Below are 21,973 nucleotides of genomic sequence, written 5' to 3' on the forward strand. Positions count from 1 at the left end.
CGCGGGTCGACTCACGGGACATCACCTCGACCTCTATCGTCGACCAACCTCATGAAACGGGAAAATCTCGTCCTGCACGCTTTTCAGACGCACTTTATTGATCACCGCAGAAGTTACGCGGGTGGTACAGGACGGAGACCGCTTTTATCGCGGAGCAAGCACGCAGACTGTTCCCGCTCTACCTTGATCGATGCCAGTCGCGTTCGTGCGCGAGTTGCTCGACAAGATAGCCTCAGTACGGGCAGCATCGACCCTGGTACGGTGTACCGCTTCCTTGGCGGGGACGCGCCTGACAAGTCGTTCATCGACAGCTTGAAGTGACCAAGCGCCTTGGTGCAAACGAATGACCCAAGGCTCCGCGAACGGATGGTGCTGCCCGGATGCTCACGATCTTGACCAGCACCAATCACAGCGTCAAAGCGGATCAGAGCGTCGAGGACAAGGAAAGCCCCCGACCTACTTGCCAAGCAGCAGTGGGCCTCTCGGCGCGCCTCCGCTCGTCCGCGTCCACGTCCCAGTCCAAAGATTTACCTCTTCGCCCATACAGGCCGGGTTGATGGCCCTCAAAGTTAACTTATCCCCTTGCACAGACCATTTGAAGGTTGCGTCGAAGACGCGCAGAACGGTTTCACCTCCGTTGCCGCAAAGTCCCCCCACAATGTCTTTGTGGCCATAGGCACTCACGCCAAGTTCCCTTGGACCCATCGTTATACCGCCGTAAAGGATAACGGTATCACCCTCAATGCGAACCCCATCAACGGCTCCTGAGCCCGTAGGATCGAGGACCCACGCGCCGATTTCATCGAAGACCAGATCCCAGCGCCCGTCGAGACTATTGCCAGCGGCGTCCACCGGGAAGCCTTTTCGCTGAATCATCCACCGTCCGGCAAGCGCGGCAGGGGGTGCGGACGGCTTGGAGACGCTCGCCACAACTGTCTCCGAAGCTTTCCGGCCGTCTGTGGACGTCACCTCTGTGGTGAACGTATGTTTGCCGGGAGTCAGGAAGGTGGTGACGAGGTAATTTCCCCACCCGGCATACGTATAGGGGAAGGCTTTGGAAACCCACCGGGTCACGCCGTCAATCTTAAAGTCAACGTGATCGACGAGATTCGCAGGAAACTGGGGAACGTCCGCAGATGGCATGTCGATCCTCGCGACCCAATGGACTCTGGTGGGAAGCGCTGTTTTACCGGCTAAGGTGGTGGTGAGCTTGAGCGCGCCTTGACCCGCGGGTGTTGTCGCTCCGCTAGATGTAGGAGCGCTTCCTCCGGCGAGTGCGACGAGCGTGCTTGAGAAGAAGGTGGCCGTGATGATGGTGAGCACCTTGCGGTGAAGCTTCCCTCCGTTTGGCGTGCTGGTACGCGCTCCGGTTCTTCCTTGCATGTGAGCCTCCTCGCTAAGCCTTGTCTTGGTGGGGAGAGGATCTTCAAACCAAAAAAGGATTCGAGCCTCGACAGGGCGTGGTTGCAGTCAGGCAAGTTCGTGAGTGCAGGGCCGTGTGAGCAAAAGGGGACACGAAATTGTAGGGAGTTGCGTCGACACTCAAGGCTACGACCAATGAGGGATACGTAGTATTTAAATGAATAAATAGCTCTTTATTAATAAGGGTAAAAGGGAAGTAGGGTGGTCGAAAATTCAACTTTTGCTGTAAAGGGCGGGAAGACGACCTTCTCCCGAGTAACTTCAACCGGTATCGATGAAAAGGGCGTTATTCCGTGATGCACCAGCCGTCACGGCCCGCTACAAGGACGTGCTCGACGAGCGTGGCCAAGGATACCTGCGGCAGATCGTGCAGAACGGACAGCACATGAAGCGCCTCATGGACGATCTGCTGACGTACCCGCGCGTGACGAGTGAGCGCCGCCCCTTATTACCGACGAACGTGGGCGCCGTGTTCAACGCGGTTCTCACACGCTTGCGCCCCGAATTGGACGCGTTGGGTGCAACCGTATCCTGCTCGGACTTGCCGATGGTGTTGGCGGACGCGCAGCAACTCGACCAGCTCTTTCAAAACTTGATCTCCAACGGATTGAAGTACCGCCGAGAGGGCGTACCTCCTCGCTTGCGCGTCACGAGCGAACGTGAAAGCGGCATGTGGCGTCTCATGGTGTCGGATAACGGCATCGGCATCGAGCCGCAATACTTCGAGCGGATTTTCGGCATGTTCCAAAGCCTGCACGGACGTGACGCCTTCGAGGGGACGGGCGTGGGACTCGCCGTTTGCCAGAAGATCGTGGAGCGGCACGCTGGGCGCTTGTGGGTGACGAGCGAACCGAGGATGGGCAGCACCTTTCACTTCACGTTGCTGGACGCGTAGGTAGTAAGCGATACGACGGCCCGACGACGTGGTACTGGACAAGTCGATTCTGGCCGCTCGCCTTTGGGAAACGAGCGGCACGGACGGTCAGCCTTTCACGGCATTTATGGAGGAGCCGTCATGCTCCTCCTACCGAAGTGGAGGCAGGGACGCGTGGAATGGCGTCATGACAAATCGTGGAAACGAACGAACCGAGGCCGACAAGCAATTCGCGCAAGAGCCCGTACGGCGCGGGCCGAATTGGGGGCTCATCCTGCTGGCCCTGAGCTTGCTGATCGTGATCGCCTTCGTGATCTCACTCGTGCTCGGAAATCGAGGCGACTACAAGACGAACGGGGACGACACCGGCGTTCGTCCGATCCCGAGCGTCGTCGTACGCGTGTAAATTCAAAACACGACGGTCTTGTTGCCGTACACGAGCACGCGGTCTTCGAGGTGCGCCTTCACCGCTCGGGCAAGCACCGCGCGCTCGATGTCGCGTCCGATGCGCGTCATCGCGTCCGGACCGTCGTTGTGAGATACGCGCGCCACGTCCTGCTCGATGATGGGACCCGCGTCGAGTTCTTCGGTGACGTAGTGCGCGGTCGCCCCGATGATCTTCACGCCTCGCTGGAACGCCGCTCGGTACGGATTGGCGCCGACGAACGCGGGCAAGAAGGAGTGGTGGATGTTGATGACGGGCACGCCCACCTTTTGCAGGAAGTCGCCGCTCAGGATTTGCATGTAGCGGGCCAGCACGACGAGATCGCACTGCCCCGCGAGAAGGTCGAGCAAGCGCGCCTCCGCTTCCTCCTTGCGGCCCTTCTCCACCGTCACGAGATGGAAGGGCACGCCGAAGCTTTCGGTGTCGGCGCGCAAGTCGTCGTGATTTGACGCGACGAGCGGAACCGTGGCGTCGAGTTCGCCGCGACGATGGCGCCACAAAAGGTCGAGCAGGCAGTGGTCGTACTTGCTCACGAGGATGGCCATCCGCTTGGGTTCCATGGCGTACCACACGCGCCACGTCATCTCGAACGGCGTCGCGACGACGTCCCCGAAGGCCTTCTCGAATTGCGTGCGGGTGAGGTCGAGGCCGTCGAGGTGGAATTCCATGCGCATGAAAAAGCGGCCGCCCTCGGGATCGGTCGAGTGCTGATCGGAGTCGAGGATGTTCGCGCCGTGCGCGTACAGGAATTGCGAGACGGCGGCGACGATGCCTCGCTTGTCCGGGCAGGAGATCAGCAGGCGTGCGACGTGCGGGCGGTCGGTCGAGCTCATGAAGGGCAGGATACAAGGCGCGGAGGTCGTTTCATCGAAGTCGCCGGGCGGCGCCCTAGACTACGGCATGCGCTTCATCTTGCTCGCGAGCATGCTGCTCGCCTCGTCGGCGTTCGCGCAAGCTTCACCTTCGTCTTCGCTGTCGGACTTGACGCGGCAACTTTCCGAAATCAAAACGAAGCTCGACGCCCTGTCGAGCGACGTCGACCGTGTGCGCTCGGATGTTGCGACGCGTGAAGGTGACGTGTCCTCGGTGCGTGCCTCGCTCGGCGACGTGGCAGCGCGGGTGTACGCTCTCGGATGCTTCACAGCGCTGCGCGGGAGCACGCTCGACGCGGTGAACGCGAAGAGCTGCGCGGACCTGTCGCTGCCATCCGCCCGCTTGAAGGTACCTTCGAGCGTCACGTCGTCTCGCCTGTCGGTAGAAGACGGCCGTCTCGTCGTGACCGTGACCACCGCCGACGCGACCTTGGAATTGCGCGGCGGCCGCTTTCGGCGGACACCTTGAGCGTTTGGATTCGTATTAGAATTCGCGCGTGATTTACGATCCCGTCAAGCACGCCGAGCTCCTCGTCGACTACTGCGTGTACGCGAAGGGCGGCGAACGCATCCTCGTCGCCGCGTCCACGCTCGCCTTGCCGCTCGTCGCGGCCGTGCACGACGCGCTTTTGGCGCGAGGCGCCATGCCGATCGTGCGTTTGGAGTACCCGTCCCAACTCGACGACTTCATTCGCCTCGCGCCAAAAGCGCTCCTCGCCAACTTGCATCCCGTACAACTCGCGGAAGTAGAGAGCCTCGACGGCTCGATTCGCGTCCTCACGCCCACCCCGCCCAGCAACGTGGCCCCGGACCGAAGCGCGCTCTACCGGCGCACGCTCGCGCCCGTGGCGCGCGAACGCGCGAAGCGCAAGTGGAACCTCACCCTCTTCCCCACCGCGTACAGCGCGCAGGCTTCGGGCATGACTTTGCAGGCGTACGAGACGTTCGTCGCGAACGCGATGTTTCTCGGCGACGCGGACCCCGTGGCGCGCTGGGGAGAGGTGCGCGCCATGCAGGCGCAGCTTATCGAGCGCTTGTCGCGCGCGGACGAGGTGCGCATCGAGGGACGCGGAACGGACCTCACATTGTCGGTGAAGGGCCGCGTATGGGCGAACTCGGACGGAAAGCGCAACATGCCGTCGGGTGAGGTGTTCACCGGGCCGCTCGAAGCGTCGGCGAACGGCGTCATACGCTACGACCTTGCGACGGTGTACGCGGGACGTGAAGTGAGCGGCATCGAGCTGGAATTCCGAGATGGAACGGTCGTGCGCGCGCGAGCGGACGTCGGGGACGACGTGCTGCAAGCGGCGCTCGACACCGACGAAGGAGCCAGGCGTCTCGGCGAGTTGGGCATCGGCACGAACTTCGGCATTCAGCGCGCGTCGAAAAACATCTTGTTCGACGAGAAGATCGGCGGAACGGTGCACCTCGCGCTCGGCAACGCCTATCCGGAAACCCTCGGCACGAACGTCTCGGCCCTGCATTGGGACATGATTTGCGACTTGCGAGAAGGTGGACGAATCCTGCTCGACGGCGAGGTGTTTCAAGAGAGCGGGCGGTTCGTGTAAGGATTGCTCGCGCGGCGCCGCGCGAGCAACCTCGCGGCGAGCAGACCGGCGAGGAAGCCGAACAAGTGCGACTGCCATGACACGCCCGGAACGATCGGCAACACGCCCCAGAGCAGACTGCCGTACACCAGCAGCACGAGCACGCCGACCACGACGGCGCTCGTGCTGCGTTCGTACCAGCCGCTCGCGAGCAGATACCCGAGGTAGCCGAACACCAACAAGCTCGCGCCGAGGTGGATGGTGTTGCTCGGCGCCGTCAGCCACACCGCGAAGCCGCCTCCGAACATCACGCTGAGCGTGACGGCGGCGAAGCGCAGCAGCGACCTCAGCGCGATCAGGAAGCTGAGGACGGCGAACGGCACGGTGTTGGAAATGAGGTGCGCGAAGTCCGCGTGCAAAAACGGCGCGAACAGCAGTCCGCGCAATCCCACTTCCGAGCGCGGCTGGATGCCGAGGTAATCGAGTTGGTCGCGAAAGAGGAATTGGTTGACGAGTTCCACGATCCACATCACGCCGAGCAGCACAGCAACGACAGTGGTGGCGCCCGTGAAGTTCGGTCGTTTCGATGGCGCGGTCATGCCTCAAGGTACGTCTTCGGAGGTGTCCGAGTTGCGCCGTGCGGCACGGCGAAGGGTGAAGTCGAAGACGAGCCGCCCGTCCAGATCGCGCCGCTCCACGCCAAGAACCTCGAAGAGTCCGAGGTCGTACCACACGCCGACCTTCAAGCGCTCCCACACGCGCGCCGGGACGCCACGCTCCAATCCTTCGAGCAGCAGGGCGGTGGCGGGCGTCACGACTTGATCTCCGGTCAAGCCCTGACCGAGGTAGTGCAAGTTGTCGCCTCGCCAGTAATTCGAGTACCCGGACAAATCGTAGTCGAGCAGCAAGCTCAGGGTGCCGTCGGGCAATCGGCGAATGCCGCGCCTTCCGCCGTGCAAGGCGCGAACGTGCACCCACGGGTAGGGTCCGAGGCGCTCGAGATCGTCGGGGCCCGGCCAAGTCAAGGCCAACCGCCTCCGACCGTCAGCGGGAGGGAACGGCCGACTGGAAGGTCAGTCCGATACGCAGTCCTTGTCGGGCGATGACGATACCGCCCGTCGTCAACGTGTACACCCACAAATCGCTCAGCAGCACGGCGGGCGCTCCTGGCATGACGGACGTGACTTCGCCTCGGTAGTCGGCGCGCAAGGTGATGTGACGTCCCATGACGTTGACCGTGACGGGTTCGCCGTCGTAGGCGACGACGATGGCCTCGCCAGGCACTTGGACTTCTCGAGTCTCGCGCGGTTCCTTGCCCGCCTGCACGTCCATCAGCGTCGTGTAGAGCGAGGTCGCACGCTCCTCGGGGGCCCCGAGGATTCGCGCGGCTTCCACGAGGGCGCGGCGTACATCTTGGGGGGCTCGGCGTTGCGCGCGCGTCAACAAGTTCTCGACGCCCTTGCGCGCGAAGGCGATGAGGGCCTCGGGAGCGGCCACCGCGTACTTCTGGGCGCTGTCGGGCATGATAGTGGAAGCATCGACGCGCGCGTCGCGCAGCCACTGCGCCGCGCCGCGCACGAGGCGCAAGTGCAAAAAGTCGTCTCGCGCGTCGAGCACGGTCGCGACCGCCGCACCGAGCGCGAGCAGGTGAGACAAAGGGGTATGGTCGCCCGACTCCAAGTCGAGCAGCAGGTAATCGCCGCTGTAGCAGGCGCGCAACTCGCGCCCATCGAGGGGCACACGTGTCACGCCGACTTCGTCGCCACTTCGCCTCAACGGGTAGGCGGCCCCACCCACGACGAGGTGCCACTCACGTCCCGCCGGTCGCCACCCGATGGATTGCCCTTGCCACACGACTTCGCCCGCTCCGGCGAGCCGCACCACGAGCTGGTTGGAAGCATCGTCGGGAGCCGAAGCGCGCCGCGCGGGGTTGCGCGCGAACAACACCCGAGTCAAGGCGGGCGGGTCTTCCCCGCTGCCGCCACGTTGCAGGGGAAGCAGCCGAACGATGACCTCGACTCCGCGTCCCAGCGCGTCGCGAATCTGCGTGCGCTCGGCGGCACGCTCCAAGGCGATACCGCCGTGACGAGCGCTGGGAAACGGATTGTCGGCAAGTTCGAGCATCATGGAGCGCAGCCACGCCGCGGACGTTTGCGTCGGGGAATCGTGGGCGAGCAGCAAGTCGAGCAGATTCGAGAGCATGCCGTGCGCGACTTTCACGTTGCCGAGCGACACGAGCGGGTCACCTTCGGCAGGCACGTCGTCGGTGAGGCGGCCCGCCTCCAAGTTCAAGCTCAGGGCGTACATCGAGCGAAGCGTCACGAGGTTCTTCTCGCGGCGCCACTCGGAGGCGATGCGAGCGAGTTCGTCGTCGAGCCGTACGCGCCACAAGGCCGTCGCGAGCGACACGAGCGCGTGACCTTCGGGGTCCAGAGGGGTGTCACTTTGCAGCGCCCAGTTGTCGAGGTCCGTGCTTTCCGGCTCCGGAGGCAAGGGGGGTGGCAACGTGCCTTGCTGCATCCAAGAGCGCCACGCGCGGTCCGTGTTGCGAAATCGGCGCATCAACGTGGACTCGATGTCGGCGCCGAGCAGAACGTCGCGCAGAGCGACGATCGAGCGGCGTCCACCGCGCGGCTCGTTGCCCGCGAGCAGGTCCGCGACCTTGTACTCGTACAGTTCGATGAGTTCGGGCAGCGCGTCTTCGACGTTCACGCGCTCAGTATAGAGGCTCGTCCCGCGTGGCGCGCGAAAATTCCACGTGCCGCAAAAAATGAGGGTGCTACCATAGGCGCATCGTGAAGGAGTGCGCGTTGATCCACGACTCCATAATCTCGACACGGTTCGGCTTCGTGTCTCGGTCTTTTCCGCCTCGCGAGGTGACGCCGTGAGCGCCTTGCTGCTGAGCGGCTTGTTCGTCGTCTCGCTGCTGCTGCTGGTTCGGTTGCCCGAGCGGGTGCTCGGCATCGCCACGGGGCTCGTCGTGCTCGGGCTCGCCTTGGCCGTCACCTTGCTCGGCAGCGTGACGCGCGCTCGCGCCGCGCTCGACGTCGGTGCGCTGCTGCTCGGCAGCGCGCTCGTCGCCACGAGTGTCGCGTTGCCCCGAATCGCCGCGCGTCAACGCCGTGCCCAGCGTCAGACCGTCAAGGCGCCGCCGTTGCTCGCCAGTGGTCCCCCGACGGCCGAGATCACTCTGCGAGAGTACGAGGTGCTCGGGCGAATCGGCATCGGCGGGATGGGCAGCGTCTACCGTGCGCGTCGTCTCGCGGACGGACGCATCGTCGCCTTGAAGGTGCCGCAGGAGAAGTACCTGGCCGACGCGAAGTTCGTCAAGCGCTTTTATCGGGAAGCGGAAGTGCTGCGGCGCTTGGCCCACCCCAGCATCGTGAAGGTCTACGATTACAAGGCCGAGCCGGGCGAGCACTACATCGCCATGGAGTACCTCGACGGCGAAACGCTGGAGCACATGCTGGAGCTCAATCCACCCACGTTCGAGCAAAGCGTGCAAATCGTTCGGGCGCTCGCCGAAGCGTTGCGTCACATTCACGGCCAGAATATCGTGCACCGCGATCTCAAGCCCGCCAACGTCATGATTCTGCGCGGCGCCTTCAAGGACGGCAAACTGCGTGATGGCGGCGTGAAGTTGATGGACTTCGGCATCGCCGTCGGCAAAGTCCTCACGCGTCTGACCATGACGGGCGCTCGCGTCGGCACGCCCATCTACATGTCGCCCGAGCAGGCCAAGGGCAACAAGGTGGACGCTCGAAGCGACGTGTACAGCCTCGGGGTGCTGCTCTACGAGATGATCACGAGCGAGCCGCCCTTCAAAGGCAGTTACGAAGCCGTGGTGCATCAGCAAGTCTTCGAGTCTCCCCGGCCTCCAAAGCAAGTGCGCATGGCGATTCCGGGACGTCTGTCCGAACTGACGCTGCACATGATCGAAAAGGACCCGTCGGCCCGCCCGTCGCTCGACGAGGTGATCGACGCGATCGAGAGCGGTGTACTGGAGGAAGAGCGCTTCGACGATCCGGAAGCGCTCGCGGTGAGCGTGGGAGAGCAGCAAGGCGCGCTTCGCCTGCTCGACCTCACGGGTCGGTTGCGCGTGAGCTTGCGAGGACTTTCGGGCGAGGGCGCGCTTCCCGCCGCGCCGACGGCGGTCGCCTCGGATCACGAGGGCGGGTTGTATGCCGCGATCGTCACCTACCGCGCGGGCGCGAACGTCCCTCACATGCTGTACAAGTTGGACGCGAACGGACGCGAGTTGCTGTCCTTCGGACGTTACGGCCTCGCGGAAAGCGAATTGCTTCAGCCGGTGAGCCTCAGCGTGGGAAGCGACGTCTTGTACGTACTGGACGCGGAATCGTGCTTCGTGTCGATGTACTCCCCAGGCGGGGAGTACCTGGGACGTTTCGGCGGACGCGGCTCCGGCCGTGGAACCTTCGATACGCCCGCGACGGTCGCCGCGAGCGGCGACGGGGACGTGTACGTCCTCGACATGGGCAATCGGCAGGTGCAGCGCTTTTCGAGCGACGGACGCTACTTGTCGCGCCTCGCCTTCCGCCTCGACCGTGAATCGGAGACGCTACGTCCCCTCGACGGGCTCGGCGTGGACCGCGAAGGCAACGTCTACATCGCCGACGCGCAAGCCGCCAAGATTCGCCGCATCAACGCCGAAGGCAAGACGGGCGCGACGTACACGGTGGAGACACTGCAAGGAGAAGCCGAGGACGTGCCTTGGCTCATCACGATCGACGATTCCCAGCACCTGTACTGCGTCCGGTCGGGCGGCCAGATCTTGCGCAAGTACACGCCTGACGGCAAGCTCGAGAGCACCGTGGATCTCTATACCCCGGTCAACGCCTTCACGACCGTCCAGCGGCTCCCGAAACGCGTGATGGCATGACTTGAACGGAATGACGAGAACGGCGCCCGGATCGATCCCGGCGCCGTTCGTTCGGTTGGTGGGGTTGCTTCGGCGGTTAAGCGATGCGCGCTTCGAGGTATTCGCGTTCGCCGCTGACGATACGCTCGGCTTCGGTGAGGTCCTTGGGGAATTCCTTGCCGCGGTTGATGAAGTGCGTGTCGTATCGGCCCATCTCGAAGTGCTCGATAAGGTAATTCAGCGCTTTTTGGACGTCGAATTCCTTGCACGAGAACACGTCGACGCTCAGGAAGCCGCGCTGGGGAAACGTGTGAATCGCGATGTGCGACTCGGCGATGATGACTACGCCCGTTACACCGCTGTCTTCGGGGGTCGTTCCGTTGTACCGCTGCACGTGCGGCGGCAGGATCTTCGTCATTTCCATTTCGACAGGCAGTTCGTCAAGCACTTTACGAATCAACTCGACGTCGTCGAGTTTCTCGGAGCTCGCATGGTAACCGTCAATCATCAGGTGCGGGCCGAAACCAAAGAGTTCCATCTCAGCGACCTCCTTGAAATTTGCCGCCCGAGCATCCCGCTCACACGCCTCGCAGCGCGGCCATTGGCCTCCAGGCACGTGCTGTGTTCGCGGGCTGGTCCGCCTCCCGAACGCACGAAGACCAATACTACAGCCAGGGGGTTCGAAAGTCAAGTTTTTCTCGACCTGGCGCGAAAAAGCCTTTGTTCGACGAGGCGCCCGGTTTGCGCGGCGCGATCGTACGTCAGGCTCGAAACTTCAGGCAAAATACCGCTTGTGAACAGCGTCCCGAGCAACGCTTGGTGATATTCTGTGGAGCGGTTAGACGCTGCTTCAATCCGGAACCCGAGAAGGGGCGCCACCGAAGGAGGATCACCTTTCATGTATCGAGGAAGAGAAGGACAGTGGGCATGGCTGCTTCACCGCCTGTCCGGCCTGGCCATCTTGGCCTACTTGAGCATCCACATCATCAGCATCGGTTCGTTCATCTTCGGCGAACGGGTGTACATGGCGATTCACGAGGTCTACGACCATTGGCTGTTCCGACTCGGCCTGATCGCGATCGTGGCTGGCGTGCTCTACCACTCGTTCAACGGGCTGCGCGTCATCGTCATGGATTTCACGGGACACGGCATCCGCTACCAGCGCCACTTGTTCTGGGCCACCATCGTCATCACGCTCATCGGCACCGCGTACACCGCCTACATGGTGATTCCGCGTGTCCTGGCAGGAGTTTGAAGTGATTCGCGCCAAGACTTACGCCGATGCCAAAGAGCAATCCCACACGAACGCCGAGCTCAATTGGTGGATCTTCATGCGCGTGTCGGGCGTCGTCCTCGTATTCCTGATCCTGGGGCACTTGTGGATGACGTACGTGTCGGTGTCCGAGAAGGACGCCACGTTCACCGCCGTTACCGCCAAGCTCGCCGATCCCGTTTGGAAGCTGTACGACTGGTTGATTTTGGTGCTGTCGTTGCTGCACGGCGCCAACGGCGCGCGTTACTCTATCGAGGACTACGTGCGCTCACGCCCCAACCGCTTCTGGGTGAAGATCATCTTCTACGCCGTGATGGCGGCCTTGTTCATCTTCGGATCGATCGGGCTCTTCACCTTGACGCCGTCGTTCAACAAGTGACCTCCACGGACCGATTCAGCAAGGAGTGACGATGCACCACAGATACGACGTCCTGGTTGTGGGAGCGGGCGGCTCGGGCCTGATGTCCGCCCTGTACGCCAGCAAGAACAAGAACGTTTCCGTCGCCGTTCTCAGCAAGCTCTACCCGACGCGCAGCCACACGGGCGCCGCGCAAGGTGGAGTCGGGGCAGCGCTCGGCAACGTCAGCGAAGACCACTGGGAATGGCATATGTTCGACACCGTCAAGGGCGGCGATTACCTCACGGATCAAGACGCCGCCGAGGTGTTCGCCAAAGACGTCATCGACGCCGTGTACGAACTGGAGCACATGGGCCTGCCCTTCAGCCGTCTGCCCGACGGCAAGATCGCGCAGCGCAAATTCGGCGGTCACACGAAGGAATTCGGCAAGGCGCCCGTCGAGCGTGCCTGCTACGCCGTCGACCGCACGGGCCACATGATTCTGCAGACGCTGTATCAGCAAAGCGTCAAGAGCGGCGTGACCTTCTTCAACGAGTACCAAGTGCTCGACCTCATCATCGAGGACGACGCGCTCGGCGAGAAGGTCTGCCGTGGCGTCGTGGCCTTGGAAATCTCGACGGGCGAGATCCACACCTTCCACGCCAAGAGCGTCGTCCTCGCCGCGGGCGGATACGGCCGGGCCTTCAAGGTCACGTCGAACGCGCTGTCGCTCACGGGCGATCTCATGTCGATCTACTACCGCAAAGGCCTGCCGCTCGAAGACTTGGAGTTCTACCAATTCCACCCGACGGGCATCGCCAAGCTCGGCATCCTCATCACCGAGGGAGCGCGCGGCGAAGGCGGCATTCTTCGCAACGATTCCGGCGAGCGCTTCATGGAGCGTTACGCACCGACCATCAAGGACCTCGCGCCGCGCGACATGGTGAGTCGTGCGATCTACATGGAACTGCGCGAGGGACGTGGCGCAGGCAAGGACAAGGACTACCTGCTGCTCGACCTCACGCACCTGCCGCGTGAAATCGTCGAAGGGCGCCTGCCCGACATCACGGACTTCGCCCGCACGTACCTCGGCGTAGACCCCGTGAAGCAGCCTGTCCCCATCCAGCCGACGGCGCACTACGCGATGGGCGGCATTCCGACCTCCATCGACGGTGAGGCGCTCGCCGACGGCAACGGCAACCTCGTGCGCGGCTTGTACGCCGCCGGGGAAGTGGCGTGCGTGAGCCTGCACGGCGCGAACCGCCTTGGAACGAACTCGCTGGGAGACCTCATCGTGTTCGGCAAGCGCGCCGGCATCGCCGCCGCGAAGTACGCGGAAGGCGCCCACTTCGAGGAGCTTCCTGCTCGTCCCGACGCGTTTGCCAAGGGCGAGATCGAGCGCCTCAAGAGCGGCACGGGCACCGAAAACGCCGCGCGCATCCGCAAGGAACTTCAGGAGACGATGATGGACAACGTCTCCATCTTCCGCACGGACGAAACCATGAGCCGTCAAGTCGAAGTGCTCAAAGAGCTGCAAGCGCGGTACAAGAACGTGTCCGTCCACGACACCACCGCCCGCTACAACACCGAGCTCACGGAAGCGCTCGAAGTCGGGTACCTGCTCGACGTCGCCGAGGCCATGACGGCGTCCGCCCTCAACCGCAAGGAGTCGCGCGGCGCGCACGCCCGCGAAGACTACCCCGACCGTGACGACGAGAGCTGGCTCAAGCACACCATGGCGTACCGTGACCTCAGCCGTCCCGGCAACGTCCTCATCGGCTACAAGCCGGTCGTCCTCGGTCGTTTCGAACCCAAGCCTCGCGTTTACTGAGCCGCATCCCGGCTGGAGTGTCATGTTCGTCAACCTCAAGATTCTTCGCTACAACCCCGAGAAGGACAAGCGGCCACACTGGGACACGCACAAAGTCGAGTGCGAGCCGGGCGACCGCGTCCTCGACCTCCTCAACCACGTCAAGTGGTACGTCGACCCCACCTTGACGTATCGCCGCTCGTGCGCGCACGGCGTGTGCGGCTCCGACGCGATGCTCATCAGCGGGCGCAACCGCCTCGCGTGCAAGATCTTGGTGCGCGACCTTACGAAGGACGGCGGCACCATCACCGTCGAACCGATTCGTGGCCTGCGCGTCGAACGCGACCTGCTCGTCGACATGGAGCCGTTCTTCGAGAGCTACCGCGCCGTCCTCCCGTTCTTCATCAACGACGAGGCGCCTCCGGCGGGTGAGCGTTTGCAATCGCCCGAGGACCGCGAGCGCTTCGACCAAGGCACGAAGTGTATCTTGTGCGCCGCGTGCACCACGTCCTGCCCGATCTTTTGGGTGAACGGTCGCTACCTCGGTCCCGCCGCGATCGTGCAGGCGCACCGCTTCATCTTCGACTCGCGTGATCACGGAACGGAGCGGCGCCTCAACATCCTCAATCAAAACACGGGTGTGTGGCGTTGCCGCACCGCGTACAACTGCACCGAAGCGTGCCCGCGCGAAATTCCCGTGACGCAGCTCATCGAGGAAGTCAAGCGCGCGGTGATGTACCAGCAAGTGTAAGCACCGCGTCGACGGCGCCCTCGCTCGTTCGAGCGAGGGCGTCGTTCATGACGTCAGAATTGAAACGCGTACCGCCCGCCTCTTCCATCCGTACACGTGCCGTTGCCTCGGTTTTCCACGTCCACGAGGAAGTCGCACGTCAACACCAAGCCACCCTCGCTCTTGGCGATGATCGTCCCGTTTCGCGTGCCGTTCGGGACGCGTGCCGCCTCGACATTTCCGAACAAGACGTTCGCGCTCGGCGAGGACACGCCGACGCTGACGCCGAATCCGAGGCGCGTGTCTGCGCCAAGGACGTTGTACTCACCCGTCAGTACCTCCCCGCCGAGATCCACGCGAACGGCGTTGCGGCCCGTGATGGTGGCGCCCGTCAAGGTGATGCGCCCTTCTTGCCCGTTGGCGACGTTCACGAGCCGTCCTGCTCGCTGCTGAGCGGTGAGGGCGGGAGCGCAGGAAGCGAGGACGACGGCCGACGCCAAGAGCAGCAGGACGGGCTTCATACTTCAGGGTACCCGGGGAAGCTGACGGCGGATGAAGCGTCTCATCAGAATCGCGGATCTGAACTCGTGACGACTTCGTGCACTTCGAGGACGTTCGGGCCGCTGAACGCCTCGCGCGGAAGGCTACCGGAGCGGGCGTGCCCCTGCTTGAAAGCGTCGGACTCCGTCCAAGACCGGAAGGCCTCGTGGCTTTCCCAGAAGGTCAGAAAGACGTACGGCTCGCCGAGCTTCGTGGGCCGCAGAACGTGGTTGGCGACGAAACCCGGCATGGTGTCGACGAGACCCGCGCGAGCCCGGAAACGTTCCTCGAATTGCTCGGCGAACTCGGGGGCGACGAAGATGCGGTTGGCGACGGTGATCATGCGGTCATCCTACAAGCCCAGCAACCCGAGGGCGGCCGTCGGACGCAGTTCGTTCACGAACGGGTCGATAAGTCGCTTGTTCGCCGGAAGAGGCGGCACGACGACTTGATCCCAATTCGGAAGCTGCAAGTTCTGCAAAGACTGCGCGGCGACCCCGAGGTCGACTTCGGGCAGACCGAGAACGCGATTGACTTCCGTGCGGACGTTGGCGTACTGCGCCTGTGTCATGTTCTCGCGGCGCAGCGCCGCTTCCTGGGCGGTCCTGGCTTGACCGATGACGCCGCCCGCGTTGCGAATGACGTTCCACACTTCCAGCGCGCTCGGCGTTTGACCGTTGGCGAAATCCTGGTAGAGATTCTGGAATTGCCCGAGGTCCTGCCCGACCGCTTGACCCACCGAACGGCGAATGCGAACGAAGTCTCGGACTTCCTCGCCCGTGAGACTCACCGCCGAGCGCACGGATTGCGGGGTGCTGGGCACGCCCGGTTGGCGTTGACCGACGGCGACGTTGGGAACGTTGAAGTTGGCGAGGAAGTTTTGAATCGGCACCCACACGAAGAAGTACCCGAGGACGCCTACGAGCACGAGAATCACGAGGGTGGCCGACAGGCAGCCGAAAACGAAGTTCCTGACCATATCACTTCCTTGTACGACGCGGGACGCCGGGAAGTTGCGTCAACTCCACCGTTGCGTCAGCAGAGCGCGTCCTCGCGTCAAGGTCGCCGTGACGACGCGGTCGCTCGCCTCGTTGGAGACGGTGTGCCCGGAGCCGCGTTTCACGTGAGCGTCCGTGAGAGGCCAGCGCACGCCGCGCAAGGTGAGGCCCGCGAGATCGTCCACGGCGACGATGCTCACGATCTGCCCGAGCACGGCGCGAACGTCGACGCGCGCGAGAAGCGGCACGGCCGACTCGTCACCCGAGTGCAGTTCGACGTCCAAGCCTTCCTCCGCGCTTCGTAAGGCGAGCAGGACGAGGGCGAGGGTGTGATCGAGGCGTCCACCGAAGGCGCCCCAAAAGGTGACGTGTGTCGCGCCCGCTTCTCGGGCGTGGTGCAAGGCGAGTTCGGCGTCGGTGAAATTCTTGTCCCTCGGGACCGTGACGCGCTCGACGTTCCTGACGTCGAGGCCGTCGGAGGAATCGAAGTCGCCCACCCACAAGGTCGGCTCGACTTGCAGCAAGGACGCGTGCCGCACGCCGCCGTCCGCGGCGATCACGAGGGCGGGAGGCGTTTCTCGTCGGCGGCGCAGTTCGGGCGTGTCGGTCAGCGTGCCGCCCACGAGGATCCAGGCGTTCACGTGACGTCTCCCCTGCCCCCGTCGAGCGCGGCGAACCCGGCGAGCGCGAGGCCCATCAGGAGGGTGGCGAGCGCGCACGCTTCCCCGAGGTTTCGCTCGCCCGGCCGTGAGAGCTTCTCGGCGACGCCCAAACTGAGCGTCGCCCACTCGGGACGCGACAGGACGAGGGTCGCCGCGAACTCGCCGAACGTCGCCGCGAGGGCGAGCGCCGCGCCGCCCCTCAAGGCGGGCAGGACGAGCGGAAAGGTGACGCGGCGAAGAACTTGGCCGGGAGTCGCGCCGAGGGTGCGCGCGAGATCGAGCAGACCTCGCGGCACGTCCCGCAAGGCGGGCAGCAGGCTTCGCACGACGAGCGGCGTGCTCAGCAGGACGTACGCGGCGACGAGCAGGGGCAATTCGGCGAGGAGACGCGGGTAGAGCAGCAAAAAGCCCACGCCGAGGCTGACGGGCGACACGACGAGCGGCGCGAGGCTGACGAAGTCGAGAACGTTCGAGCGAGCGGCCGCCAAAGAGAACGCCACGCCGAGCGCGACCGCCGCGATGAGCGTCAAGACCCCGAAGCGAACGGTGTTGAGCAGCAGAAAGCTCAGCGGAGGGTCGTCGGACGACGCGACGCCCGACCAGAAGGCCAGGGTGAGGCCGTCGGGGCCGAGCAACGATTTCGCCGCGACCGCGACGAGCGGCCCGAAGCACACGAGAAGCGTGAATCCCAAGAAGGCGGCGAGGACGAGGCGCACGGCGAGCGGAGCGGAACGGTGAGGAAGCCGCGTCGCCACGCCGAGCGGCGTCGACCGCGCGAGGCGCAGGTAAGCGAGCAAGGCGGGCGTCGTCACGACGAGCTGCACGGCGACGAGCGCGGACGCTTCGGACAGGCGTCCTTCCAGCAAGGCGAGCGCGTACACCTCGACTTCCAAGGTGGCGTACCGCTCGCCCCCGAGGAGGTACGGCAATCCGAACGACAAGGCGCTGTACAAAAACACCAGCACCACCCCGGCGAGCAGGCCGGGCGCCGCCAGCGGCAACGTGACGCGCGCGAACGCCCGCAGCGGTGACGCGCCGAGCGAGCGAGCGCTCGCTTCCAACTCGGACGGGACGCGCGAAAACGCGGCGTGCGAAAGGCGCACGACGAGCGGCAAATTGAAGAACAAGTTGCCGAGCACGACGATCGCGGGCGTCTCGCTGAGATCCAACTTCAGCCAACCCCTGGGACCGACGAGGGCGGTGAGGCCCATCGCCGCGACGAGGGTGGGGGTGACGAAGGGCAGCAGCAAGGCGCGCAGCAAGAAGGACGCGCCTCGCACACGGTACCCCGCGAGGCCCCAGGCGAGCGGCACGCCGACGAGCGCCGCGAGCACGGCCGACAAGGTCGCCCCGCCGAACGTCCAGACGAGGCGACTTTGGAAGTACGGGTCGCGCAGAAGGCCGACGCTCACTCCTCCCTCGGCGAGCGTGCGCAGCAGCGGCGCGATCAGGAACGCCGCCAGCAACGCGAGAAACGGCGCGGCCAGCAGCGCTCGGCGCGATTCGGTCAACGCCCCGCGCGCATCACCGTGCGGGTGAAGCGGTCCACGAGGCTCGCCGCGCCGTTCACGTTGGACGTCGCGTCCCTCGGCTCTTGAGCGAAACGGTACACGTCGGCGAGCTTCAAGCCGCTTCGGGCGGGATACACCCACATGCGAGTCGGGATGTCGGCTTGCACCGCCGGGGACAGCAAGAAGTCCACGAAGGCCCGGGCGAGTTCGCGGTGCGCCGTGCCCTTGAGGACGCCGACGCCTTCCAGTTGCAGAAAGCTGCTGCCGGGCAGCAAGAGGTTCGCCGTGGGGCTGTCGCCGAGCTTCTTCGTCGCGTAGAAGACCTCGGCGGCCGGGCTGCTCGCGTAGCTCAGCACGATGGGGTACTTGCCGCCGTTGCGCGTGAAGTCGGTGTAGTACGCGTCGTTCCAGCCTCGTGTGATCTTCATTCCGCCCGCGCGCATGTCGCTCCACCACTTCAGCGCGCGGTCCTCGCCGAAATGACGTACGGTCGCCAGCAGGAACGCGAGGCCCGGGCTGGACGTCGCGGGGTTCTGCACCACCACGAGGTTCTCGTAGCGCGCGGTCGCGAGGTCTTCGAGCGTCTTCGGGAGAGGCAACTTCTTTTTCTCGAACCAGGCCTTGTCGTAGTTGAGCGCCACGTAGCCGTAGTCCACCGTCGTCAGCAAGCCGCTAGGGTCCAAGTGGAGCTTGGCGGGCACGTTGGCGAGCGCGGAACTCTTGTACGGTTCGAGGATGCCCGCCTCGCGCGCTCGGGGCAGCAGCGAGTTGTCGAGGCCGAACACCACGTCACCGATCGGGGCGTTCTTCGTGAGGATCAGACGGCTGAGCATCGCGCCCGCGTCGCCCGCCTTCACGAAGCGCACCTTGGCGTCGTGCTCGCGCTCGAACTTCGCCACGAGCGCCTTGTCGAGGTCGAACGAATCGTGCGTCACGACCGTCAGGGTCGCCGCGCTCGCCGTCGACGCGAGCGCGCCCATCAACATCAACCACTTCAACATGTAAAACCCCCTTGCGGTGGCATGGGGGAGGAAGGCCCACTCTCCCTCCGCCAGCATGAACTGGATCAGGTTCTTGGGGTCTGTCTCAGCCTCGCGCACGCGCGAGACACCCCCGGTGGACGAAGGGAGTATAGCGCGCGTGGAAAGCGTGACGAACGTCCGGCAAGGCGCGGTGGCCTACAAAGTCGTGTGCAGACCGCGCGAACGAAGCGTCTACAATCGACCGCATGAACGTGATCGTCGTCGGAGGCGGGCTCGCGGGACTCACCGCCGCGAAAGTGCTGCGTGAGCGAGGCGCTAGGGTGCGCGTCTTGGAGCAACGCGCGGAAGTCGGCGGGCGGGTCCGCACGCGCGACATCGACGGATTCCGCGTCGACCTCGGCTTTCAAGTGCTGTTCACGGCCTACCCCGCCGTTCGTCGCCACGTGGATTTCGCCGCGCTCGACCTCGTCGCGATTCCGCCGGGCGCGGTCATTCGCAAGCCGGGCGGTGCCGACCGAATGGGCGATCCCGTTCGCGACGCGGCCGTTCTGCTCGACACCTTGAGCGCGTCCTCGCTGCACTTCTCGGACAAGGTGCGCGTGGCTCGGCTCGCCTTGCAGCTCAAGGTGCCGCCCGCGCACTCGCTGCTCTACGGTTCGGAGGAAAGTACCCTCGACTTCCTGCGGCGCCAAGGGTTTTCGTACGCTTCGATCGACGCCTTTTTCGGGCCGTTCTTCGGCGGCATCTTCCTCAAGCGCGATCTCAGCCCTTCCGCTGGCCTTTTTCGGTACTACTTTCGCATGCTCACGGACGGCGAGGCGGCCGTGCCGAAACTCGGAATGGGCGAACTTCCCAAGCAGCTCGCGCGAGGCACGGACGTTCGCACGAACGTCCGCGTGACGCGCCTCGACGCCGCCGCGAACGGCGTTCGCGTTCAAACTTCGAACGGCGTCGAGGAGGCGTCGCACGTCATCGTCGCCGCCAGTCCGCCCGAAATTCGTCGCCTCACGGCCGCCGACGTGCCGAGCACGCCCGTGTCGAGCACCTACCTTTACTACGGCGCGAGCGTGCAGCTCGACGACGAGACGAGGCTGCAACTCGGCACGTCGGGCGGGCTGATCAACAACGCCCTCTGGTCGAGCAACACGAACGCCGCCCTCGCCCCGAGGCACGCCCACTTGCTGAGCGTCACGGTGCTGGGTGACCCCCCGCTCGACGACAAGGCCCTCGATCACGGCGTACGCGCGGAACTATCACGATGGTACGGTCCCGACGAGGTCGCCAAGCTCCGCTTGCTGTCGCTCGACCGCGTTCGATTCGCGCAGTTCGCTCAACCGCCGGGATTCGAGCGTACCCTGGCCGGACACGCGACGCCCTGGCCGAACGTCTTGATCGCCTCGGAGGGAACGTCCATGAGCAGCATTCAAGGCGCCATGGAAAGCGGCGAGAAGGCGGCGGCGATCCTCTTGGGCGACGTGGAGGCGATGAGCCGACCGAGAGGCGCGTGACTGCCTTCGTCAGCGGAGAGTCTCCTTAGAGCTGCCTTCGAAGCTCCTCCAGCAACGCGTGCACGCCCTTCAAGCCCAGCGTCACCATGTGCGTGAAGCGCTCGGGCGGAATCGGTTCGCCTTCCGCGCCGCCTTGCACCTCCAGCACTTGGCCTCCGAAGGTCGCGACGACGTTGAGGTCGGCCGTTGCCTTCTCGTCCTCGGCGTAGTCCAAGTCGAGGCGCAACTCGCCGTTCACGATGCCGACCGACACGGCGCCAAGCTCGTGCCGCAGGGGCCACTCGGACAACTTGCCCGTCTTCACGAGCTTGTCGGCGTAGTCGAACAAGGCGGCGTACCCCGCGAGGACGCTCGTGACGCGCGTGCCGCCGTCGGCTTGCAGCACGTCCGCGTCCACGATCAGCGTCTTGTCGCGAAAAAGGTCGAGGTCGACCGTGGAACGAAAGGCGCGGCCGAGCAGTCGCTGGATTTCTTGGCGTCGACCGCCGTTCGCGTTGCGCTCGCGACTGACGCGTTCGTGCGTCGCGCGCGGCAGCATGTCGTACTCGGCCATCAGCCAGCCCGTCTTCTTGCCGCGCACGTGCGGCGGCACTTTGTTGTCGACGCTGATGGTGGCGAGGACGCGGGTATGGCCGAGTTCCACGAGCGCGCTTCCCTCCGCGTAGCGGTTCGCGCCGCGCGCGACCTTCAGCGAGCGCGTGACGTCGTTCGCTCGACCGTCAGCGCGCGACATGCGCTTCCTTGTGGGCGGTCTCGGCCGCGACGAGGTGCGTGACGTCCAGATGAATCACGACGCCGTCCACGCCGCCGATGTTGCGCGCCGTGTGCTCGTACGCGACGGTGTCGCCCGTCACGAGATGGACGATGCGGCCCGATCCGCTTCCTTCGCTCCCGAGGGCGGCGCGCACGACTTCCGCCGTGACTTCCGCGCTGTCCACCAGTTGCACCGTGGTGCCGACCGTCTCCTGCAGCACGTTCCGCAGCACCGGGTAGTGCGTGCATCCGAGAATGAGGGTGTCGATCTCGGGTCGGCCGCGCAAGTACAAGTCCGCGAGCAGGCGCGCCTCCTCGGAATCCGTCAAGCCTTCCTCCACGATCGGGACGAACATCGGGCAGGCCTTGGCCCACACTCGCAAGCCTTGCGCTTCGAGCCGCGCTTGGTACGCGCCCGCCGCGACGGTTCCCTTCGTGGCGATCACGCCGACGTGCCCGTCGCGCGTCCGACGGCGCGCGGCCTCCACTCCGGGCGAAATGACGTCGAACATCGGCACGGGAAACTCGCGCCCGAGATTCGGCGCGCTCGACGCGGCGGTGTTGCAGGCGACCACGACGGCCTCGACGCCGAGACCGACGAGAAAGTTCGTGTTGCCGCGCGCGAAGCCCGCGACCATGTCGCGCGGTTTGCGACCGTAGGGCAGGCGCGCCGTGTCGCCGAGGTACACGAAGTCACGCTTCGGCAACGCCTCGCGCAGCGCCTTGAGGACGGTGAGGCCGCCCACGCCCGAGTCGAACACGCCGATCGGACGCGTCAACTCGCTCAGGGCGGCAGTGAGGGACGAGGGGAGGAGGGCAGTCACGCCCT

The 21,973-nt window shown here is 64.6% G+C and carries 24 protein-coding genes and 1 riboswitch; of the genes, 10 read left to right on the forward strand and 14 right to left on the reverse strand.

The window, feature by feature from the left end; genetic code table 11:
• Positions 1-456: 456 nt before the first annotated feature.
• Positions 457-1,383: a hypothetical protein gene (locus DES52_RS13810; protein ID WP_146237299.1), complete on the reverse strand. Its 927-nt coding sequence runs from the start codon at positions 1,381-1,383 to the stop codon at positions 457-459.
• Between the two features lie 313 nt (positions 1,384-1,696).
• Here DES52_RS13810 and DES52_RS13815 point away from each other — a divergent pair, with 313 nt between their 5' ends.
• Both DES52_RS13815 and DES52_RS13820 read left to right on the forward strand, forming a co-directional pair.
• Complete coding sequence (locus DES52_RS13815) at positions 1,697-2,317, forward strand: sensor histidine kinase (RefSeq protein ID WP_110887420.1); 621 nt, start codon at positions 1,697-1,699, stop codon at positions 2,315-2,317.
• A 166-nt stretch (positions 2,318-2,483) separates the two neighbouring features.
• Positions 2,484-2,702, forward strand: coding sequence for a hypothetical protein (locus DES52_RS13820; RefSeq protein WP_110887421.1), 219 nt, complete (start codon positions 2,484-2,486; stop codon positions 2,700-2,702).
• Positions 2,703-2,704: 2 nt separating this feature from the next.
• On the opposite strand, the gene purU is transcribed toward DES52_RS13820, so the two are convergent.
• Complete coding sequence (purU, locus tag DES52_RS13825; RefSeq protein WP_110887422.1) at positions 2,705-3,574, reverse strand: formyltetrahydrofolate deformylase; 870 nt, start codon at positions 3,572-3,574, stop codon at positions 2,705-2,707.
• A 67-nt stretch (positions 3,575-3,641) separates the two neighbouring features.
• On the opposite strand from purU, the gene DES52_RS13830 reads away from it, so the two are divergent.
• Both DES52_RS13830 and DES52_RS13835 read left to right on the forward strand, forming a co-directional pair.
• On the forward strand, positions 3,642-4,082 hold the full coding sequence (locus DES52_RS13830) for a hypothetical protein (RefSeq protein WP_110887423.1): 441 nt from the start codon (positions 3,642-3,644) through the stop codon (positions 4,080-4,082).
• A 28-nt stretch (positions 4,083-4,110) separates the two neighbouring features.
• Positions 4,111-5,181 (forward strand): aminopeptidase, encoded by a 1,071-nt coding sequence (locus tag DES52_RS13835; RefSeq protein WP_110887424.1) that lies wholly within the window; start codon positions 4,111-4,113, stop codon positions 5,179-5,181.
• Here the strand turns inward: DES52_RS13835 and DES52_RS13840 are convergent.
• From DES52_RS13840 to DES52_RS13850, 3 genes are read right to left on the reverse strand one after another with little or no spacing between them, the layout of a single operon-like run.
• Positions 5,157-5,759, reverse strand: coding sequence for a rhomboid family intramembrane serine protease (locus DES52_RS13840; RefSeq protein ID WP_110887425.1), 603 nt, complete (start codon positions 5,757-5,759; stop codon positions 5,157-5,159). The genes DES52_RS13835 and DES52_RS13840 overlap by 25 nt on opposite strands.
• A 3-nt stretch (positions 5,760-5,762) precedes the next feature.
• Positions 5,763-6,185, reverse strand: a complete 423-nt coding sequence (locus DES52_RS13845; RefSeq protein ID WP_146237300.1) for an SRA domain-containing endonuclease — start codon at positions 6,183-6,185, stop codon at positions 5,763-5,765.
• A gap of 19 nt (positions 6,186-6,204) precedes the next feature.
• Positions 6,205-7,872, reverse strand: a complete 1,668-nt coding sequence (locus tag DES52_RS13850) for a hypothetical protein (RefSeq protein WP_110887427.1) — start codon at positions 7,870-7,872, stop codon at positions 6,205-6,207.
• A 172-nt stretch (positions 7,873-8,044) separates the two neighbouring features.
• On the opposite strand from DES52_RS13850, the gene DES52_RS13855 reads away from it, so the two are divergent.
• Entirely contained in the window at positions 8,045-10,060 is a 2,016-nt protein-coding gene (locus tag DES52_RS13855; protein ID WP_110887428.1) for a protein kinase domain-containing protein, read from the forward strand.
• Between the two features lie 76 nt (positions 10,061-10,136).
• On the opposite strand, the gene speD is transcribed toward DES52_RS13855, so the two are convergent.
• On the reverse strand, positions 10,137-10,655 hold the full coding sequence (speD, locus tag DES52_RS13860) for an adenosylmethionine decarboxylase (RefSeq protein ID WP_245901001.1): 519 nt from the start codon (positions 10,653-10,655) through the stop codon (positions 10,137-10,139).
• Positions 10,656-10,937: 282 nt separating this feature from the next.
• On the opposite strand from speD, the gene sdhC reads away from it, so the two are divergent.
• From sdhC to DES52_RS13880, 4 genes are read left to right on the forward strand one after another with little or no spacing between them, the layout of a single operon-like run.
• Positions 10,938-11,294, forward strand: coding sequence for a succinate dehydrogenase, cytochrome b556 subunit (gene sdhC / locus DES52_RS13865; RefSeq protein WP_110887430.1), 357 nt, complete (start codon positions 10,938-10,940; stop codon positions 11,292-11,294).
• Between the two features lies 1 nt (position 11,295).
• Complete coding sequence (gene sdhD / locus DES52_RS13870) at positions 11,296-11,691, forward strand: succinate dehydrogenase, hydrophobic membrane anchor protein (RefSeq protein WP_110887431.1); 396 nt, start codon at positions 11,296-11,298, stop codon at positions 11,689-11,691.
• 31 nt (positions 11,692-11,722) lie between these two features.
• Positions 11,723-13,480: a succinate dehydrogenase flavoprotein subunit gene (gene sdhA / locus DES52_RS13875; protein ID WP_110887567.1), complete on the forward strand. Its 1,758-nt coding sequence runs from the start codon at positions 11,723-11,725 to the stop codon at positions 13,478-13,480.
• Between the two features lie 22 nt (positions 13,481-13,502).
• On the forward strand, positions 13,503-14,210 hold the full coding sequence (locus DES52_RS13880) for a succinate dehydrogenase iron-sulfur subunit (RefSeq protein WP_110887432.1): 708 nt from the start codon (positions 13,503-13,505) through the stop codon (positions 14,208-14,210).
• 53 nt (positions 14,211-14,263) lie between these two features.
• On the opposite strand, the gene DES52_RS13885 is transcribed toward DES52_RS13880, so the two are convergent.
• Genes DES52_RS13885 through DES52_RS13910 form a run of 6 tightly spaced genes read right to left on the reverse strand, consistent with a single transcriptional unit; the run spans position 14,264 to position 18,901 of the window.
• Positions 14,264-14,710 (reverse strand): hypothetical protein, encoded by a 447-nt coding sequence (locus tag DES52_RS13885; protein ID WP_110887433.1) that lies wholly within the window; start codon positions 14,708-14,710, stop codon positions 14,264-14,266.
• Between the two features lie 44 nt (positions 14,711-14,754).
• A complete protein-coding gene (locus DES52_RS13890; RefSeq protein ID WP_110887434.1) occupies positions 14,755-15,072 on the reverse strand; it encodes an antibiotic biosynthesis monooxygenase family protein in 318 nt (105 codons plus the stop codon).
• A 9-nt stretch (positions 15,073-15,081) separates the two neighbouring features.
• Positions 15,082-15,708, reverse strand: a complete 627-nt coding sequence (locus DES52_RS13895; RefSeq protein WP_110887435.1) for a hypothetical protein — start codon at positions 15,706-15,708, stop codon at positions 15,082-15,084.
• Between the two features lie 39 nt (positions 15,709-15,747).
• Complete coding sequence (locus DES52_RS13900) at positions 15,748-16,368, reverse strand: thiamine diphosphokinase (protein WP_110887436.1); 621 nt, start codon at positions 16,366-16,368, stop codon at positions 15,748-15,750.
• Positions 16,365-17,900, reverse strand: coding sequence for an ABC transporter permease (locus DES52_RS13905; protein WP_110887437.1), 1,536 nt, complete (start codon positions 17,898-17,900; stop codon positions 16,365-16,367). Before DES52_RS13905 ends, DES52_RS13900 begins: the two co-directional genes overlap by 4 nt.
• Positions 17,897-18,901: a thiamine ABC transporter substrate-binding protein gene (locus DES52_RS13910; protein ID WP_110887438.1), complete on the reverse strand. Its 1,005-nt coding sequence runs from the start codon at positions 18,899-18,901 to the stop codon at positions 17,897-17,899. The genes DES52_RS13905 and DES52_RS13910 overlap by 4 nt, the downstream gene beginning before the upstream one ends.
• A 24-nt stretch (positions 18,902-18,925) precedes the next feature.
• Positions 18,926-19,025: riboswitch (TPP riboswitch) on the reverse strand.
• A gap of 103 nt (positions 19,026-19,128) precedes the next feature.
• On the opposite strand from DES52_RS13910, the gene DES52_RS13915 reads away from it, so the two are divergent.
• Positions 19,129-20,391, forward strand: coding sequence for an NAD(P)/FAD-dependent oxidoreductase (locus DES52_RS13915; protein WP_110887439.1), 1,263 nt, complete (start codon positions 19,129-19,131; stop codon positions 20,389-20,391).
• 25 nt (positions 20,392-20,416) lie between these two features.
• On the opposite strand, the gene rph is transcribed toward DES52_RS13915, so the two are convergent.
• Together rph and murI are read right to left on the reverse strand one after the other, a co-directional pair.
• On the reverse strand, positions 20,417-21,124 hold the full coding sequence (gene rph, locus DES52_RS13920) for a ribonuclease PH (RefSeq protein WP_110887440.1): 708 nt from the start codon (positions 21,122-21,124) through the stop codon (positions 20,417-20,419).
• Positions 21,111-21,968 carry a glutamate racemase gene (gene murI, locus DES52_RS13925; protein ID WP_211317930.1) on the reverse strand — a complete coding sequence of 286 codons (858 nt, stop codon included), beginning with the start codon at positions 21,966-21,968 and terminating at the stop codon, positions 21,111-21,113. Before murI ends, rph begins: the two co-directional genes overlap by 14 nt.
• Between the last annotated feature and the right edge of the window lie 5 nt (positions 21,969-21,973).

Origin of the sequence: Deinococcus yavapaiensis KR-236, from assembly GCF_003217515.1 — a bacterium.
Taxonomy (GTDB): domain Bacteria; phylum Deinococcota; class Deinococci; order Deinococcales; family Deinococcaceae; genus Deinococcus_A; species Deinococcus_A yavapaiensis.

What these genes read in the sequence shown, in the direction of transcription:
- DES52_RS13810 (WP_146237299.1), bottom strand. Translation starts at nt 1,383, where the DNA reads ATGCAAGGAAGAACCGGAGCGCGTACCAGCACGCCAAACGGAGGGAAG.
- DES52_RS13815 (WP_110887420.1), top strand. Translation starts at nt 1,697, where the DNA reads ATGAAAAGGGCGTTATTCCGTGATGCACCAGCCGTCACGGCCCGCTAC.
- DES52_RS13820 (WP_110887421.1), top strand. Translation starts at nt 2,484, where the DNA reads ATGACAAATCGTGGAAACGAACGAACCGAGGCCGACAAGCAATTCGCG.
- purU (WP_110887422.1), bottom strand. Translation starts at nt 3,574, where the DNA reads ATGAGCTCGACCGACCGCCCGCACGTCGCACGCCTGCTGATCTCCTGC.
- DES52_RS13830 (WP_110887423.1), top strand. Translation starts at nt 3,642, where the DNA reads ATGCGCTTCATCTTGCTCGCGAGCATGCTGCTCGCCTCGTCGGCGTTC.
- DES52_RS13840 (WP_110887425.1), bottom strand. Translation starts at nt 5,759, where the DNA reads ATGACCGCGCCATCGAAACGACCGAACTTCACGGGCGCCACCACTGTC.
- sdhC (WP_110887430.1), top strand. Translation starts at nt 10,938, where the DNA reads ATGTATCGAGGAAGAGAAGGACAGTGGGCATGGCTGCTTCACCGCCTG.
- sdhA (WP_110887567.1), top strand. Translation starts at nt 11,723, where the DNA reads ATGCACCACAGATACGACGTCCTGGTTGTGGGAGCGGGCGGCTCGGGC.
- DES52_RS13880 (WP_110887432.1), top strand. Translation starts at nt 13,503, where the DNA reads ATGTTCGTCAACCTCAAGATTCTTCGCTACAACCCCGAGAAGGACAAG.
- DES52_RS13885 (WP_110887433.1), bottom strand. Translation starts at nt 14,710, where the DNA reads ATGAAGCCCGTCCTGCTGCTCTTGGCGTCGGCCGTCGTCCTCGCTTCC.
- DES52_RS13890 (WP_110887434.1), bottom strand. Translation starts at nt 15,072, where the DNA reads ATGATCACCGTCGCCAACCGCATCTTCGTCGCCCCCGAGTTCGCCGAG.
- DES52_RS13895 (WP_110887435.1), bottom strand. Translation starts at nt 15,708, where the DNA reads ATGGTCAGGAACTTCGTTTTCGGCTGCCTGTCGGCCACCCTCGTGATT.
- DES52_RS13910 (WP_110887438.1), bottom strand. Translation starts at nt 18,901, where the DNA reads ATGTTGAAGTGGTTGATGTTGATGGGCGCGCTCGCGTCGACGGCGAGC.
- DES52_RS13915 (WP_110887439.1), top strand. Translation starts at nt 19,129, where the DNA reads ATGAACGTGATCGTCGTCGGAGGCGGGCTCGCGGGACTCACCGCCGCG.
- rph (WP_110887440.1), bottom strand. Translation starts at nt 21,124, where the DNA reads ATGTCGCGCGCTGACGGTCGAGCGAACGACGTCACGCGCTCGCTGAAG.